Origin of the sequence: Amycolatopsis sp. CA-230715, from assembly GCF_018736145.1 — a bacterium.
Classification (GTDB): domain Bacteria; phylum Actinomycetota; class Actinomycetes; order Mycobacteriales; family Pseudonocardiaceae; genus Amycolatopsis.
In genome coordinates, this window is record NZ_CP059997.1 from 4,948,946 (window position 1) to 4,964,067 (window position 15,122).

The window sequence follows — 15,122 nt, forward strand, 5'->3', positions numbered from 1 at the left end:
CTCCCTCGTTAATTCCGCACAAGCAACGGGAAAACGACCTGGTCCTGGCCGCCTCCGCCGCGCATGGTCACGGTGATCTCCCACTGGCCGGTCATCGGCAGCACGGTCGGCGCCGCGCGGAAGGCGCCGTCCCCGGTGGCGATCGCGGGCACCGGCACGAGCGCGTGCCCCATCTGCGGCATGACCGGTTCGACGGTCACTTCGTCGAGCGGCGCCGCTCGCCCGTGCAGGTCGGTGATGGTGAGCGAAACCGTGTTTTCGCCCGCTTTCGGGCTGTCGATCGACAGCCGGACGTTGTGGCTGCCGGTGCTCGCGTCGAGCACGGTCGGCCCGCTTTCCGACGACGGCCACCAGAGCCACGCGAGCACGCCCGCCACGACGACGGCGACCGCCGCGATCAGCACCACCGGTTTGCGCCGCGTCGGTGTCACCGTCATCGGTTTTCTCCGTTCCCCGCCGCCACTTCGACCGTGGCGGGCACCGTCAGCACCGTGTAGCCCCGCTCGGCCTGCACCCACAGCCGGTACCGGCCGGGCAGCGGAAAGGTGTAACTGAACGCCACGTCCGGCCCGTACGCGGCGACCGTCTCGTCCGGCTGGCCGCCGACCGCGCCGGGCACCACCGGGGTCATCGCGTGCGCGTGGGCCCACACCGGCGCGGCCACGGCATCGATCGGCCCGTCCGGCAGCGGGCCGACGACGATGAGGTGGCCCAGCATGCCCAGCCACGGCTGCAGGTCCGCGGTCGGGAAGCGCGCGGTGACCGTGCCGGTCCGGCCCGCGGTGAGCGGCGTGGTCCTCAGGTCGACGGACGTGCCGCCGAGCTGGCGGATTCCCGGTCTCGGCGCGGCGGGCGCGGTCGTGGGTGCCGCGGTGGCGGTCAGGTGCAGCTTCGTCCGCGCGAGCTGCACGCCGCCGCCCCGGCGCGCCAGTTCGGCGGACACCGCGTAGTCCCCGGTTTCCGGCACGTCGAGCCGAACCGCGTAGGAACCGGGCGCGGTGCGGACCGGGTGCAGGTGCCACATCCGGCCTGCCGGGGACACGATCACCAGGTGCACCAACGCGTTGTCGTGCACGAGGAGGTCGTCGGCTGGACGGCCGGTGGACCCGTCCGTGACGTCGACGCGGAGCCGCCCCGGCGCTTCGGCGCGGGCCAGGAGGTTCACCGGCGGCCGTGAGAAATCCACAATGGACGGTGGGGGTACCGCGAACGGATCGGCGACGGTGTCCTCGGTCGGGTCCAGCACGGCACCGGGTGGCGGCGGCGGGGTGATCTGCGCGGACAGCAGCGCGGCGGTGACCGCGACCGCGACGGCGGCGACCACGCCCGTCGCGGGCACGAGCGCGAACCGCGGCCGTTTCAGCGCGACGCCGAGCGAGACGAGCAGCAGCACCCCGGCCGCGACGAAGCCGCCGTAGGTCGTCTTTTCCCACGGTGAAGCCACGAGCGCGGGCACGACGAACGGAATGCGGGCGACCTGGTCGCCGTCGTCGAGGAGCAGCTCCCACGCCCCGGGCCGTTCGACGCGCAGCGTGCCGTCGTAGGGGCCAGGCGCGGCGCCGAGGGTGATGACCGCGCTGCTGGTGACCGCGCCCGCGAACGAGGTCCGCGCGGTGACCGGCCCCGGCCGCGTGCCGGTGTGCGTCACGAGTTCGACGCGTAGCGGGCCCGGAACCGGTTCGGCGCGGCGGATGACCACGGTCAGCTCGCGGTCGCCGAGCGTCTGCGCGATGTGCAGATCGGCGCCGACCGGCGCGCCGTCGGCCGAGGCCGGTGCCGCGCCGGTCAGCGCGAGCAGGGCGAGCACCACGACGACGAACGCCACCCGTGGTCCCCGGTGCTCGCTGGTCATGGTGACCGAAGGTAGCCAGGAGCGGTGCCGCGAAGCGTCACGGCGCGGGGGGATTTTTCGTCCCCTGTACGGGGGATGCGGGCTAGGGGGTGCCCCCGAGCGCGCGCTTCAGGGCCCCGCGCAGATCGGAGGTCATCCGCTTCGTGACGCCTGCTTCGCGCACGAGGCTCGACCCGTGGAACGTGCCGGGGTAGTGGTGCAGTTCGGTGCTGACGCCCGCCTGCAGCAGGCGTTGCGCGTAGCTCAGGCCTTCGTCGCGAAGCGGGTCGAATTCGCACGTGGACACGAACGCGGGCGGTAGCCCGCTCAGGTCTTCCGCGCGGGCGGGCGCCGCGTAGTGCCTGCCGTCCTCACCGTCCACAGTGGAGTCACCGCACAGGTAGTATTTCCAGCTGATCTCGGCGCGGTCGGTTCGCCACATCGGGGTGTCGGTGAACTGGCGCATCGACGGCGTGTCCAGCCGGTCGTCGAGTTCGGGGATGTTCAGCACCTGGAAGCACAGCGCGGGGCCGCCGCGGTCGCGCGCGAGCAGCGCCAGCGCCGCGGAAAGCCCGCCGCCCGCACTCTCGCCCGCCACCGCGATGCGCGCCGGGTCGATGCCGAGTTCGGCCGCGTGCTCCGCGGTCCAGACCAGTGCGGTGTAGCAGTCCTCCAGCCCGGCGGGGAACGGGTTTTCCGGCGCGAGGCGGTAGTCGACGGACACCACCACGGCGCCGATCTCGTCAGCGATCGCGGCGGCATCGCCGTCACCCATCTCGATGTTGCCGATGATGAACCCGCCGCCGTGGATGTAGAGCACGCCGCCGCCGGTCGCGTCCCGCGGCGTGTAGACGCGGACCCGTACGCCGGGATCACCGGGCACGGTCACGTCGCGCGTGGTCACGCCCTCGGGGAACGGCGCCGTTTCGACGGACGCGAACAACTCGGCGACCTTGACGCGAGCGGCGACGATATCGCTCAGGTCGCTCTCGACCTCGCCGATCATCGGGATCCACGGGACGAGTTCGGGATCGAACCGGTATGCCATGCCAACCTCCTCGGTGGGATTCCGATCTTCGTCCCCGCCGGGTACCACCGCATCCGCCGGGTGTCGGGCCTGAGCGGCTTCGCACCCGCCATTCCGGCGGTACCGTCTGAAGGCATGAGAAGCCTGCTGCTGCGCCTGTCGTCGCTGGACGCCGACGCGGAAAGCGCGGTGCGGGTGATCGGGTTCTTCGACGCGCTCGTCACGGCCGGGGTGCGGTTGCCGGAACTCGTCCGGCAGTGCGCGAAGCTCGCCGAATGCCCGGTGGGCCTCGCCTCCGGCGACGTGTGGCTGCGCGCGGATCCCGAAGGCGGGTTGAGCACGTCCGGCGAGGTGCCCGGCGACGCCGTCGTCCGCGGGACGACGTGGCTGGAACGCGGCGGCGACCCCGGCCCGCTCGACGAAATGCTCCTCGAGCGGTTCGCGATCTCCGCCGCGCTGCTCGGCAGGTCCGAACTCGGGTTCGGCGATCCCGCGCTGGTGGAACTCGTGCTCGCCGATTCCACCGGCGACGCGGAGCGCGCGCGGGCGCTGCACCTGCTCGGCATCGCGGACCCGCGTCGCGCAATCGCTTTCACCAGCGAAGATCCCGGTGCCGTCGGTTCCGGTTACGCGACGATCGGGCGCGTCCACGCGCTGCTCGTGCCGCCCGGTTTCGCCGACGGGTGGCGCGCGCCGGACGGGGTGCGCGCCGGGATCGGCCCGGTCGCCGACCCGTCCGCGCTGCCCGAATCGTGGCGCGCGGCGAAGGCGGCGCTGCGGTTCGCGGGCCACGGCGGCCCGCCGGTGATCCGCTCGGAAACCCTTGGCGCCCTTTCGGTGCTTGCGCGGCTGAGCGCCGAGGACCTCGCGGACGTCGGCGACCTCGCCGCGCTCGACCGGCTCGCCGCCGAACCGCACGGCGCGGATCTGCTGACCGTGCTCGCCGCGTTCATCGAGAGCGGATCCGTGCGCAAGACGGCGACCGCGGTGTACCGGCACCACAGCACGATCGCGAGCCGGATCGCCCATGCCGAACGCGCGCTCGGGTTCGAGGTCGGCACCCCGGACGGGCGCTTCCGGCTGCACCTCGCCTTCCTGCTGCGCCGCCTGCGGGACGCGTGACCCGAGCGCGTTTAGCCCGCTAACTGCAGGCCGGGAGCCTGCCGGACGCCGTCGCGGGCAGCGGGCCGCCGAGCGCGTTTAGCCCGCTAAACGCGCTCAGTGCGGGGGCTCGACCAGGCCGTACCGGTAGGCGTAGACGACGGCGTGCACCCGATCCCGCAGGCCCAGTTTCGCCAGCACCCGCGACACGTGCGTCTTCACGGTCTCTTCGCCGACGTGCAGGGCCGCCGCGATTTCGGCGTTGCTGCGGGCGTCCGCGATGAGCAGCAGCACTTCCCGTTCCCGCGAGGTGAGCCGGTCCAGCTCCGGCGCGCCGTGCACGGGTTCGATGCTGCTGGTGAAGCGCGCGACCAGCCGCCGCGTTACCGACGGGTCGATCAGCGCGTCCCCGCGCGCGGCCACCGTGATCGCGGACAGCAGTTCCTCCGGCGGCAGGCTCTTGAGCAGGAACCCGCTCGCACCGGCCCGCAGCGCGCGGTAGACGTAGTCGTCGAGGTCGTACGTGGTGAGCACGAGGACCCTGGTCTCGTTGCCGGGCGAGGAAAGGATCGCCTCGGCGGCGGCGAGCCCGTCGAGCTTCGGCATGCGGATGTCCAGGACGGCGACGTCGGGCCGGAGCCGCCGCGTCTCGGCGACGGCCGCGTGCCCGTCGGCGACCTCGGCGACGCAGTCGAGGTGCGGCTGGGTTTCCAGCACCGCGCGCATCCCGGACCGGAACATCGCGTGATCGTCGGCGAGCAGCACCCGGATCGTCACTCCTGCCCTCCCGCGGGGTCGATGCCGAACGCGACGCGCACCTGCCAGTGCGCGCCGTCGGCGAGCATGCCGTAGGTCGCGGTGCCGCCGAAGAGCGCCACGCGCTGGCGGATCCCGCTGAGCCCGAGGTGCGCGCGCTCCTCGTGCCGCGCGGCAGGGCTCGCCGGGTTCGTCACGGTGAGCGCCACCTCGGTCCGCCGGTAGGTCAGCACCAGCTCCACCTGGCCGCCGTCGCCGTGCCGCAGCGCGTTCGTGAGCGCTTCCTGCGCGATCCGGTACAACGCGATGTCGAGCGAACCCGGCAGCTCCGACGGCTTGCCTTCGGTGGTCAGCCGCACCGCGAGACCGGCCGCGCGCATGCCGTCGAGCAGTTCGTCGAGGTTGTCGAGCCCTGGCTGCCTGCTCGCCGGGCCGGAATCCTGCCCGTGCAGCAGGTCGAGGAGCCTGCGCAGATCCACCATCGCCGACCGGCTCGCCGTTTCGACGGCGATCAGTGACCGGTGCACCTTCGCCTCCCCGGGTTCGGTCAGGCCCATCCTCGCCGCGCCCGCGTGCAGGCCGATCGCGCTCACGTGGTGCGAGATGACGTCGTGCAGGTCCCGCGCGATCGCGCTGCGCTCGTCGGCGACCGCGCGTTCGACGTCCTCGCGTTCGTTGCGGCGCTTGCGTTCCTCCTGCTTTTCCAGCTCGGCGACGTAGGCGCGGCGCGCGGTCGTGTAGCGGCCGACGAGCCACGGCAGCGCGACCGAAGTGAGCAGGTTCGCGGTGAGCAGCCGCCAGTCGTGCGCGTTGCGGCCCCCGCCGAGCAGGTACGACGCGGTGAGCCCAGCGAACATCACGGCGAGCGCCAGCACGGCCTGCGGCGTGCGGAGCCACGCGCCCGCCCGGTAACCCGCGACGAGGATGCCCGAGTTGTTCGGTACCCGGACACCGCCGGTGCAGGTGCACAACAGCAGCGGCGCCAGCACCGCGAGCGCGGCGTGGCCGGCCGCGACCAGCCCGGAAAGCCGTGCGCTCGCGGCGAGCGCGAGATCGGCGACCACCGCGCACGCGACCACCACGAGGGTGTCCCACCGCGTCAGCGGCGGGCCGAAGATCAGGAACGTGCTGAGATCGGCGACCAGGCAGACGGCGGCGACGAGCCACGCCTGCCTCGCCAGCGAACCGCTGATGTCGACCACTGCTGCCGTTTCCTCCGGTGGTGAGCCCCGTGGCAACAATGGCACACCGGTTCGCTCACCCCTGCCTGGCGAACAGCGCGTCGAGATCGCGCTCGGCGTAGAGCCGGTGCTCCCATTCCTCGTTGAGGACGCACCGCAGGCACTCGCGCACCGGGTGGCTGCCCGCCGGCGGCCAGCTTCCGCCTTCGAGGACAGCGGTGTCGGCGGCCAGCGACTGCTCGGTCAGCCCGCCGAACACCTCGCGCACGGTCGCCGTCCGCTCCCGGCGCAGCGCCAGCACGGTGTCCAGCGACGGCCGCGCGGACCGGTCCCACGGCACGCCCGGCAGTTCGGGCGCCTCGTCCCACGGCAGGCCGAGCGCGTCCCACGGCGCCCGCTCGCCGAGCACCGCCCGCCGCACCCAGGCGTCCGTGACGAACACCAGGTGCCGCAGGGTTTCGATGAACGACCACTCGCCGTCCACCGATTCGTGCAGCAGCGCGGGATCGAGCCCGCGCGCCCGTTCGACGGTGCCTTCCCACAGCCGTTCCAGGATCGCCCACGCCTCGCGGAAACCCTCGGGGTCGACCGGCCGCATCTTCGCGCGCTCGGGATGGCGCCGGTCCAGCTCCGCTTCGATGAACGGTCCGACGTCGACACCGTTGATCCGCAGGCCCTCGATCTCGCCGTGAATGTCCACATCGGACATAATGGCGCCGCTCATCACCACCCCGCCGAAATAGACGCCGCGGAAGTTCGCGCCCGACAGGTCCACGCAGCGGAACCGCGCGCCGTTCGCGCGCAGATCCTCGAACCGCGCGTCGGACAGGGTCGTGTGCTTGAACGTCGAGCCGGTGAGGTCGTCGCCATCGAAGTCCGCCATTCCGGAATCGTAGCGGCGCGGCCCGACAATTCAGGGAGTTCCAGGTGGCCGCTGGCCCTGCTGACCTCGCCTGCCGCTCCCGCCGCCGAGGGAGCCCTCGGAAATCGTGGTCGCGGTGGCGGTATTGCCGGAGACCTTCGCGACGACGGTGACGGTGTCCCCGGTCTTCGGGTCCTTGACCTTCCGCGTGGTGGTGTCGATGGCGTAGGTCTGGGTGTAGCCGTCCTTGCTCGCGGTGGTGATCGAGGTGGCGCTGATCGCGGTGACCTGGCCGGTTTGCAGGCGTTCGGTGGTGTAGCCGCCTTTCCCATCGGACACGACGAAGTCGCCGTGCACCGCGTCGCGCAGCGCGGCCGCGCCACCCGCCATCATCCCGGGCGGGCCGCCGAAGCCACCGCGCCCGCCGGGGCCGCTTTCCTGCCCGCTGGCGCTGGTGCCCGCCCAGATCGCCACCCCGCCCGCGGCGGCGATGACGACCGCGACGCCCGCCGCGACGGCGGTTTTGCGCCCGGTCCAGTTCTTCGGCTGCGCGGGCTGGGGCTCGCCCCACGTAGTGCCCTCAGGGTCTTGGGTGCTCATGCGACCACTGTCGGACAACTCGCTGTGAACCCGCTGTGCCCTCGATGGGCCGTCCCTGTGCACCCGCACGGCCGGGTGAAAGCGCACAGGAAACGCACAGGCGGCGCACAGCGAAGGCCTATCGCTGGCACCGACCATGGGAGTATGAGCAGCATGAACGCGGCAGCACCCGGTAACCCGGTCGCTCTCCGCCGCGCCGACGGATCGGCGGTGCGCGTCCTCGTGGTCGACGACGAGTCGACGCTCGCGGAGCTGGTGTCGATGGCGCTGCGCATGGAGGGCTGGGAAATCCGCAGCGCGGGCACCGGGGCCGAAGCGGTGCGCATCGCGCGCGACTTCCGCCCCGACGTGGTGGTGCTCGACGTGATGCTGCCGGACTTCAGCGGGATCGAGGTGCTGCGCCGGATGCGCGCGGAATCGCCGAACCTGCCGGTGCTGTTCCTGACCGCGAAGGACGCCGTGGAGGACCGGATCGCCGGGCTGACCGCGGGCGGCGACGACTACGTGACCAAGCCGTTCAGCCTGGAGGAGGTGGCGCTGCGCCTGCGCGCGCTGCTGCGCCGGGCGCACGGGGTGGCCGGGAGCCAGGGGTCCACGCTCGTCGTCGGCGACCTTTCGCTGGACGAGGAAAGCCGCGAGGTCTACCGCGGTGACGAGCTGATCCCGTTGACCGCGACCGAGTTCGAGCTGCTGCGCTACCTCATGCGCAACCCGAAGCGGGTGCTGAGCAAGGCCCAGATCCTCGACCGGGTGTGGAGCTACGACTTCGGCGGCCAGGCGAACATCGTGGAGCTCTACATTTCCTATCTGCGCAAGAAGATCGACGCCGACCGCGAGCCGATGATCCACACCATGCGAGGCGCGGGGTATGTCCTCAAGCCCGCCTCGTAGGCGGCCGTGGTCGCTGCGGCGCAGGCTCATCGCGCAGCTCGCCGGGCTGCTCGCGATCGTGTGCCTCGTGGTCGGCGTGGTCACCGAGTTCGCGCTGCGCGAGTTCCTGATCGGCCAGCTCGACAGCAGGCTTTCGCAGGCGACCGACCGCGGCCGCCGCCCGCCGCCGGACCTGCGGCCAGGCTGGCCGGGCCAGAAGCCGTCGCCGCCCGCGTTGCGCGTGTTCGGGCAGGGCGTCGGCACGCTGGCGATGCAGGCGACCCCCGACGGGTCGGTGCAGGCCGAGGTGCTCGCCCCCGACCCGCACCACGTCGACGCGAGGCCGACGCGGCAGGTCCCCGTGGACGAGGTGCCGAAACTGCTCGCGGTGCCCGCGGACGGACACAAGCGCAACGTCGACCTCGGCTCGCTCGGCGAGTACCGCGTGGTGGCGAACCGGATGCCCGACGGCGTCGTGGTGCTCATCGGCCTGCCGATGGAGGACGTGTCGAGCACGCTGCTGCAGCTCGGGTTGATCTTCGGCGGGGTCGCGCTCGGCGGCCTCGTCGTGGTCGGCGCGGCGGGCGCGTTCACCGTGCGCCGCACGCTGCGGCCGCTGGACCGGCTCGCCGACACCGCCACGCGCGTGGCGGAGCTGCCGCTCGACCGCGGCGAGGTGGCGCTGCCGGTTCGAGTGTCCGATGTGGACACCGACCCCGGTACCGAGGTCGGCAAGGTCGGGTTCGCGCTGAACCGCATGCTCGGCCACATCGCGAACGCGCTGCACGCGAGGCAGGCCAGTGAGAGCCGGGTCCGCCAGTTCGTCGCGGACGCTTCGCACGAGCTGCGGACCCCGCTCGCCGCGATCCGCGGTTACGCCGAACTGACCCGGCGCAGCAAGGATTCCGTGCCGCCGGACGTCGCGTTCGCGATGAGCAGGGTGGAATCGGAATCGGCGAGGATGACCACGCTCGTGGAGGACCTCCTCCTGCTCGCGCGCCTGGACTCCGGCCGCGCCGTCGTGCACGAGCCGACCGATCTCTCGCGGCTGGTGGCCGACGCCGTCGCGGACGCGCACGTCGCCGGGCCCGAGCACCGCTGGCTGCTGGACGTGCCGGCGGAACCGATCACCGTGCTCGGCGACGGCGACCAGCTGCACCAGGTGCTGATCAACCTGCTGAACAACGCCCGCGCGCACACCCCGCCGGGGACCGAGGTCGCCACCACGCTGTCCACTGTGGACAGATCGGTGGTGCTCGTGGTGGCCGACAACGGGCCGGGTATCCAGCCCGACGTGCTGCCGGGCGTGTTCGAACGGTTCGCAAGGGGCGACACGTCGCGCTCGCGCGCCGCGGGCAGCACCGGGCTGGGGCTCGCGATCGTCGCGGCCGTGGTGGCCGCGCACCGCGGCACCGTCGGCGTGCGCAGCGAACCGGGGCGAACCGAGTTCACGGTGACCCTCCCCGCGGGATGACCCGACGACGTTTAGCGGGCTAAACGCGCTCGACGGTGCCGGTTCCGGCGTGGCACGCCGGGGGCGCGCGTAGCGACCAGGGCTCGCCCGTGGGGCGGCGGCCATCACGGCATACCGCGGTGGTGGCTCGGGCGGGGGATGATGCCCCGAAGGTGACCTTCGGGGCATCTACCGCCCCGAAAGCCACCTTCGGGGCAGAGGGACAGGGGCTGAGCACGCGCCATGCCGGAAGCGGCACCCCGGGAAGCGGTACCCAGCAGCGGCACTCCGGAAGCGGTGACCGTTCCGATGGCATGATCCGGGTGTGCTTGAGGACGTTTCGCGGGCTAAACGCGCTCAGCTGCGCGACCTGGTGCTGGCAGCCGACAAGGCGAACGCCCTGGTCGCCGCCTTCGACGGCAGCAGCGCCAGAGCAGGCGCGCGTGCCAAAGCCGAGGAGCTGGCGATCCTGATCGACGGCCTCGAAGAATCGCCAGCACTGACCGAGGCGCTCGCGGGCGCGCGTGCTCGCGCGGAGGCGCGGCGGCTCGCGGTCGAGCTCGTCGACAAGCACACCGAGGACCTCGGGTTCGACCGCGCCTACCGCGCGGGTGCCCAGGAGGGCGAGGACGTCGCCGAGCTGGACCGCAACCTCGCGCGCAGCGAGCGGATCCTGAACGCCGACCTCGACCTCATCCGCGGCGCCGACCTCGCCGACCGCGACGACAGCTCGTACCCGCCCGTTCCGAGCGAGGAGAACCCGGCGCGCGCGGTCGCCGAGGTCATCGCGCTCGGGCGCCGCCGCGCGCTAGACCCCGTGCTCACGATCGTCGCCCGCGGCGCGCACGACCGGTACCGCCAGCGTGCCCGCGTGATGCACGACGCCGCCCACCTCGCGGCCGTGCTCGACGACGTCGTCACCCGCGAATTCCGGCGGCTCACCGGCGCCGAACGTCCCGCGAACTGGGAAATCCTGGCCGCGCTGGAGTGATCGCGGAGGAGGTCCGCGTCCTCACAGGTCGTGCACAGCGAAGGCACAAGGCCACCACAACGGCCGCCCCGATCTTGGACGCATGCCCTCCAAGACCTCGAAGCCGGAAGCCCAGCCGGTGTTCGTCACGCGAGCCTGCGCGCCGGTGCTCGACGTGGTCATCCCGGTCTACAACGAGGAGGCGGACCTGGCTGGGTGCGTGCGCCGGGTCCACGCCTACCTCACCGACACCTTCCCCTACCCGTGCCGCATCACCGTCGCCGACAACGCGAGCACCGATTCGACGCTGGAGATCGCGAACTCGCTCGCCGAAGAGCTGCCCGGCGTCAAGGTGGTCCATCTCGACCAGAAGGGCCGCGGTCGTGCGCTGCGGGCCGTCTGGGCCGCCTCGGACGCGGCCGTGCTCGCCTACATGGATGTCGACTTGTCGACGGATTTGGCGGCGCTCTTCCCGCTCGTCGCGCCGCTCATCTCCGGGCACTCGGACATCGCGATCGGCACCAGGCTGCACCGCGGCGCGCGCGTCACCCGCGGCGCCAAGCGCGAGTTCATTTCCCGGTGCTACAACCTGATCCTGCGCGGCACGCTCGCCGCCAGCTTCTCCGACGCCCAGTGCGGGTTCAAGGCGATCAGGGCCGAGGTCGCCGCCGAACTGCTGCCGCTGGTCAAAGACACCGCCTGGTTCTTCGACACCGAACTGCTCGTGCTCGCGCAGCGCGCGGGCCTGCGGATCCACGAGGTGCCGGTGGACTGGGTCGACGACCCGGACAGCCGCGTCGATGTCGTCGCCACCGCGGTCGCCGATCTCAAGGGAATCGCCAGGCTCAGCAGGGCCTTGGTGACCGGTTCGCTGCCGATCGGGAAGGTGCGCAGCCAGCTCGGCAGGCGCCCGCCCGACGCCGACGCGCCGGGAGTGCCGCCGAGCCTGCTGCGCCAGCTCGTGCGGTTCGCCGCCGTCGGTATCGCCAGCACACTGGCCTACCTGCTGCTGTTCGTGCTGCTGCGCGGCGGAATCGGCGCGCAGGCGGCGAACTTCGTCGCACTGCTGGTCACCGCGATCGCCAACACCGCGGTCAACCGCCGCTTCACCTTCGGTGTGCGCGGGCGGGAGAGCGCGGGCAAGCACCAGTTCGAAGGCCTCATCGTGTTCGGCCTCGGGCTCGCGCTCACCAGCGGCTCGCTCGCGCTGCTGCACACGTTCGTCACCGCCCACCCCGCCGCCGAACTGGTCGTGCTGGTGCTCGCCAACCTGCTCGCCACGGTGCTGCGGTTCCTGCTGCTGCGGAACTGGGTGTTCCGCAAGAAAACCGAGGAAGCGAAATGACCGCGCCCACGCTCGCCAAGGCGAGCGCCCCGCCCGCCGCGCCCGCTCCGGCGGCGCCGCGATGGCACCGCCCCGCGCTCGCGGCGCTGCTCGCCGGCACCGCGCTGCTGTACCTGTGGGACCTCGGTGCCTCCGGTTACGGCAACAGCTACTACGCGATGGCCGTCCAAGCCGGGACCCAGAGCTGGAAGGCGTGGTTCTTCGGCGCACTCGATCCGAGTGGCGTCATCACCGTCGACAAACCGCCCGCGTCGCTGTGGCTGATGGGACTTTCCGGCCGTATTTTCGGGTTTTCGAGCTGGAGCATGCTCGTGCCCAACGCGCTCGCCGGTGTCGGCTCCGTCGCGTTGCTGTACGCGGCGGTCAAGCGGTTCTCCGGTTCCGCCGCGGGATTGCTCGCGGGCACCGCGCTCGCGCTGACCCCGGTTGCCGCGGTGATGTTCCGGTTCAACAACCCGGACGCGCTGCTCGTGCTGCTGCTCGTCGCGGGCGCCTACTGCACCGTGCGCGCCACCGAGAAGGCGAGCACCGGCTGGCTGCTGCTCGCCGGGAGCGCGATCGGATTCGGCTTCCTCACCAAGATGTTGCAGGCGTTCCTGGTCTTGCCCGCGTTCGCGCTGGTGTACCTGATCGCGGCGCCGACCGGGATCGGGCGGCGGATCTGGCAGCTGCTCGCCGCGGGCGGCGCGGTCGTGGTGTCCGCTGGCTGGTGGATCGCGGCCGTGGCGCTGGTTTCGGATCGTCCCTACATCGGCGGCTCCGAAACGAACAGCGCGCTCGAACTCGCCTTCGGGTACAACGGTTTGGGCCGCATCTTCGGCGGCGAGGGCAATGGCGGTCGCGGCGGCGGCGAAATGGGGGGAATGGCCGGGAACGCCGGTTTCGGCGGGGGCACCGGGCTCGGCCGCCTGTTCGGCGAGAGCTTCGGCACCGAGATCTCGTGGCTGCTGCCCGCCGCGTTGATCGGGCTCGTCGCCGGGCTGTGGTTCACGCGCCGTGCGCCGCGCACCGATCGCACGCGCGCCGCGTTGCTGCTGTGGGGCGGCTGGCTCGTCGTCACCGCGCTGGTGTTCAGCTACATGGACGGCACCATCCACCCATACTACGCGGTGGCGCTGGCGCCCGCGATCGCCGCGCTCGTCGCGATCTCCGGGCGGGAACTGTGGCGCGGCAGGAAAAACCTCGCCGCGCGGATCTGGCTCGCGCTCATGCTCGCGGCCACCGGCGTGTGGGGTTTCGTGCTGCTGACCGGGTTCGGCACCTGGCAGCCGTGGTTGAAGTACGTGGTACTCGCCGCGACCGCGCTCGGTACGCTCGCGCTGCTGTTCGGCGGCCGCGTCCGGCAGGCCGCGCCGCTCCTGCTCGCCGGTGTCCTTTGTGGAGGGTTGATCGCGGCGGGCAGCTTCACCGTGGCCACCGCGGCGACCCCGCACACCGGGTCGATCCCGACCGCGGGGCCGACTTCGAGCGGGTTCGGCGGCGGCCCCGGCGAGGCGGAGTCGGACACCGCGGTCACCGCCCTGCTGGCCACGACGGACACCCAATGGGCGGCCGCGACGAGCGGCGCGCAGCAAGCCGCCGGACTCGCGCTGAGCAGTGGCAAGCCGATCATCGCGATCGGCGGGTTCACCGGCCGCGATCCGGCGCCGACGCTCGACGAGTTCAAGCAGTACGTCGCCGACGGGAAGGTCCGCTACTACCTCGCGGGCGGGCGCGGCGGCTTCGGCGGCGGACCCGGCGGCTCGAACGAGATCGCGACCTGGGTGGAGGACACCTTCAGCGCCACGACGGTCGGCACCAGCACGGTCTACGACCTGACGAAACCCCTCACCTGACCCTTTTCCCCTGATGGCGGGTACGGGTCGCCCTGATTTCGGCGTGGCAACCGAAGATCGGGCCTCCTCGGGGACCGCGATGCCCCGAAGGCCACCTTCGGGGAACCTAGCGCCACTTTCGCGGCCCTCGCAGGCGTGCGGCCGAGGCTGCTCATGCCCCGAAGGCCACCTTCGGGGCATGAGACGCCGCGATTCCACCCCTCGCGCGCTCGGCTCCCGCGAAGCGCGCGCCCCGAAAGTGACCTTCAGGGCGTTCAGGTCCCCAAAAGTCACCTTCGGGGCATCGCGGGCCGGGGCCCCGATCTTGACCGGCCGGCCCGCGGAGTCTCCGGCGCCTGCCTGCATTTAGCGGGCTAAACGTCGTCAGGAAGGGGACCAGTCGGCGTTCGCCCCGCACAGCACCAGGCACGGCAGGTCCGCGTCGAACCGGCCGCCGAGCCAGGCGGCGAAGGGCACCGCCGCGGCGGGTTCGACCGCCAGCCGGAAGTCCTCCCACAACCGGTCCCGCGCCGCGACGATCTCGGCGTCCGACACCAGCACCGACACAGTCCGCGCCGTGCGAAGCACCGCGAAGGGCGCTTCGCCGATACTCGTCGCCCCCAGCGCCGAGGAGGCGACGGAGTCGACCGGCACGTCCACCGGCTCACCGGCTTCGAGCGCGGCGTGCACGGAGCAGCAGCGCTCCGGTTCGGCCACCACGCAAACCCGGTCCCCGATCGCCAGCGCGGTGCCCGCCGCGAGCCCGCCCCCACCCGCGGCGACCACGACGGCGTCCACCTCCGGTGCCTCTTCGACGACTTCCGCGGCGACGGTGCCCTGCCCGGCGATGACCGCCGGATCGTCGTAGGCGGGCAGGTACCGCGCCCCGGTCACGGCCCGCGCCGCAGCCGCCGCTTCGGCGTAGGTGTCGCCGTGCCTGATCAGCTCGGCACCCGCGGCGACGATCCGGCGCGCCTTCGCTTCCGGCACCGAACGCGGCGTGTACACCGTCGCCGGGATCCCGAGCAGCCGCGCCGCCGTCGCCACGCCGAGACCGTGGTTGCCGCCGGACGCCGTCACCACCCGGTCCGGACGGTCGCCCGAGAGCAGCGCGTTCGTCGCGCCCCGCAGCTTGAACGAGCCGCCGAGCTGGAGGTGTTCGAGCTTGAGCACGAGCGGGCGGCCGTCGATCGTCACGCGCATCAGCGGCGTACGGCGCACGTAGGGGCGAATCGCGGTGGCCGCGGCCGCGACGTCCGCCGCGGCGGGAAGGCAGGTCGTCATGTCTCCACCATGCGCCCGCGCGGGTCGT

The 15,122-nt window shown here is 72.3% G+C and carries 14 protein-coding genes; 6 read left to right on the plus strand and 8 right to left on the minus strand.

Features of this window, described 5'->3' with window-relative positions; all coding sequences use genetic code 11:
* Positions 1-8 precede the first annotated feature (8 nt).
* From HUW46_RS23810 to HUW46_RS23820, 3 genes are all read right to left on the minus strand, one after another.
* Positions 9-437 carry a FixH family protein gene (locus HUW46_RS23810; protein WP_215549378.1) on the minus strand — a complete coding sequence of 143 codons (429 nt, stop codon included), beginning with the start codon at positions 435-437 and terminating at the stop codon, positions 9-11.
* On the minus strand, positions 434-1,852 hold the full coding sequence (locus tag HUW46_RS23815) for a hypothetical protein (RefSeq protein ID WP_215549379.1): 1,419 nt from the start codon (positions 1,850-1,852) through the stop codon (positions 434-436). Before HUW46_RS23815 ends, HUW46_RS23810 begins: the two co-directional genes overlap by 4 nt.
* 82 nt (positions 1,853-1,934) lie before the next feature.
* Positions 1,935-2,879 carry an alpha/beta hydrolase gene (locus HUW46_RS23820; protein WP_215549380.1) on the minus strand — a complete coding sequence of 315 codons (945 nt, stop codon included), beginning with the start codon at positions 2,877-2,879 and terminating at the stop codon, positions 1,935-1,937.
* 114 nt (positions 2,880-2,993) lie between these two features.
* On the opposite strand from HUW46_RS23820, the gene HUW46_RS23825 reads away from it, so the two are divergent.
* Positions 2,994-3,980: a PucR family transcriptional regulator gene (locus HUW46_RS23825; RefSeq protein ID WP_215549381.1), complete on the plus strand. Its 987-nt coding sequence runs from the start codon at positions 2,994-2,996 to the stop codon at positions 3,978-3,980.
* Positions 3,981-4,076: 96 nt separating this feature from the next.
* Here HUW46_RS23825 and HUW46_RS23830 read toward each other — a convergent pair whose 3' ends face one another.
* Genes HUW46_RS23830 through HUW46_RS23845 form a run of 4 tightly spaced genes read right to left on the minus strand, consistent with a single transcriptional unit; the run spans position 4,077 to position 7,358 of the window.
* Complete coding sequence (locus HUW46_RS23830; protein ID WP_215549382.1) at positions 4,077-4,736, minus strand: response regulator; 660 nt, start codon at positions 4,734-4,736, stop codon at positions 4,077-4,079.
* Positions 4,733-5,917, minus strand: coding sequence for a sensor histidine kinase (locus HUW46_RS23835; RefSeq protein ID WP_215549383.1), 1,185 nt, complete (start codon positions 5,915-5,917; stop codon positions 4,733-4,735). Before HUW46_RS23835 ends, HUW46_RS23830 begins: the two co-directional genes overlap by 4 nt.
* A 55-nt stretch (positions 5,918-5,972) precedes the next feature.
* Positions 5,973-6,779: a DinB family protein gene (locus tag HUW46_RS23840; RefSeq protein WP_215549384.1), complete on the minus strand. Its 807-nt coding sequence runs from the start codon at positions 6,777-6,779 to the stop codon at positions 5,973-5,975.
* 30 nt (positions 6,780-6,809) lie between these two features.
* Positions 6,810-7,358, minus strand: coding sequence for a hypothetical protein (locus HUW46_RS23845; protein WP_215549385.1), 549 nt, complete (start codon positions 7,356-7,358; stop codon positions 6,810-6,812).
* Between the two features lie 144 nt (positions 7,359-7,502).
* On the opposite strand from HUW46_RS23845, the gene HUW46_RS23850 reads away from it, so the two are divergent.
* From HUW46_RS23850 to HUW46_RS23870, 5 genes are all read left to right on the plus strand, one after another.
* Positions 7,503-8,249, plus strand: coding sequence for a response regulator transcription factor (locus HUW46_RS23850; protein WP_215549386.1), 747 nt, complete (start codon positions 7,503-7,505; stop codon positions 8,247-8,249).
* Complete coding sequence (locus HUW46_RS23855) at positions 8,227-9,702, plus strand: sensor histidine kinase (RefSeq protein WP_215549387.1); 1,476 nt, start codon at positions 8,227-8,229, stop codon at positions 9,700-9,702. The genes HUW46_RS23850 and HUW46_RS23855 overlap by 23 nt, the downstream gene beginning before the upstream one ends.
* A 304-nt stretch (positions 9,703-10,006) precedes the next feature.
* Positions 10,007-10,672 carry a hypothetical protein gene (locus HUW46_RS23860; RefSeq protein ID WP_215549388.1) on the plus strand — a complete coding sequence of 222 codons (666 nt, stop codon included), beginning with the start codon at positions 10,007-10,009 and terminating at the stop codon, positions 10,670-10,672.
* 82 nt (positions 10,673-10,754) lie between these two features.
* Positions 10,755-11,996 (plus strand): bifunctional glycosyltransferase family 2/GtrA family protein, encoded by a 1,242-nt coding sequence (locus tag HUW46_RS23865; protein ID WP_215549389.1) that lies wholly within the window; start codon positions 10,755-10,757, stop codon positions 11,994-11,996.
* Positions 11,993-13,831, plus strand: a complete 1,839-nt coding sequence (locus HUW46_RS23870) for an ArnT family glycosyltransferase (RefSeq protein ID WP_215549390.1) — start codon at positions 11,993-11,995, stop codon at positions 13,829-13,831. The genes HUW46_RS23865 and HUW46_RS23870 overlap by 4 nt, the downstream gene beginning before the upstream one ends.
* A gap of 363 nt (positions 13,832-14,194) precedes the next feature.
* On the opposite strand, the gene HUW46_RS23875 is transcribed toward HUW46_RS23870, so the two are convergent.
* A complete protein-coding gene (locus HUW46_RS23875; RefSeq protein WP_215549391.1) occupies positions 14,195-15,094 on the minus strand; it encodes a serine/threonine dehydratase in 900 nt (299 codons plus the stop codon).
* Between the last annotated feature and the right edge of the window lie 28 nt (positions 15,095-15,122).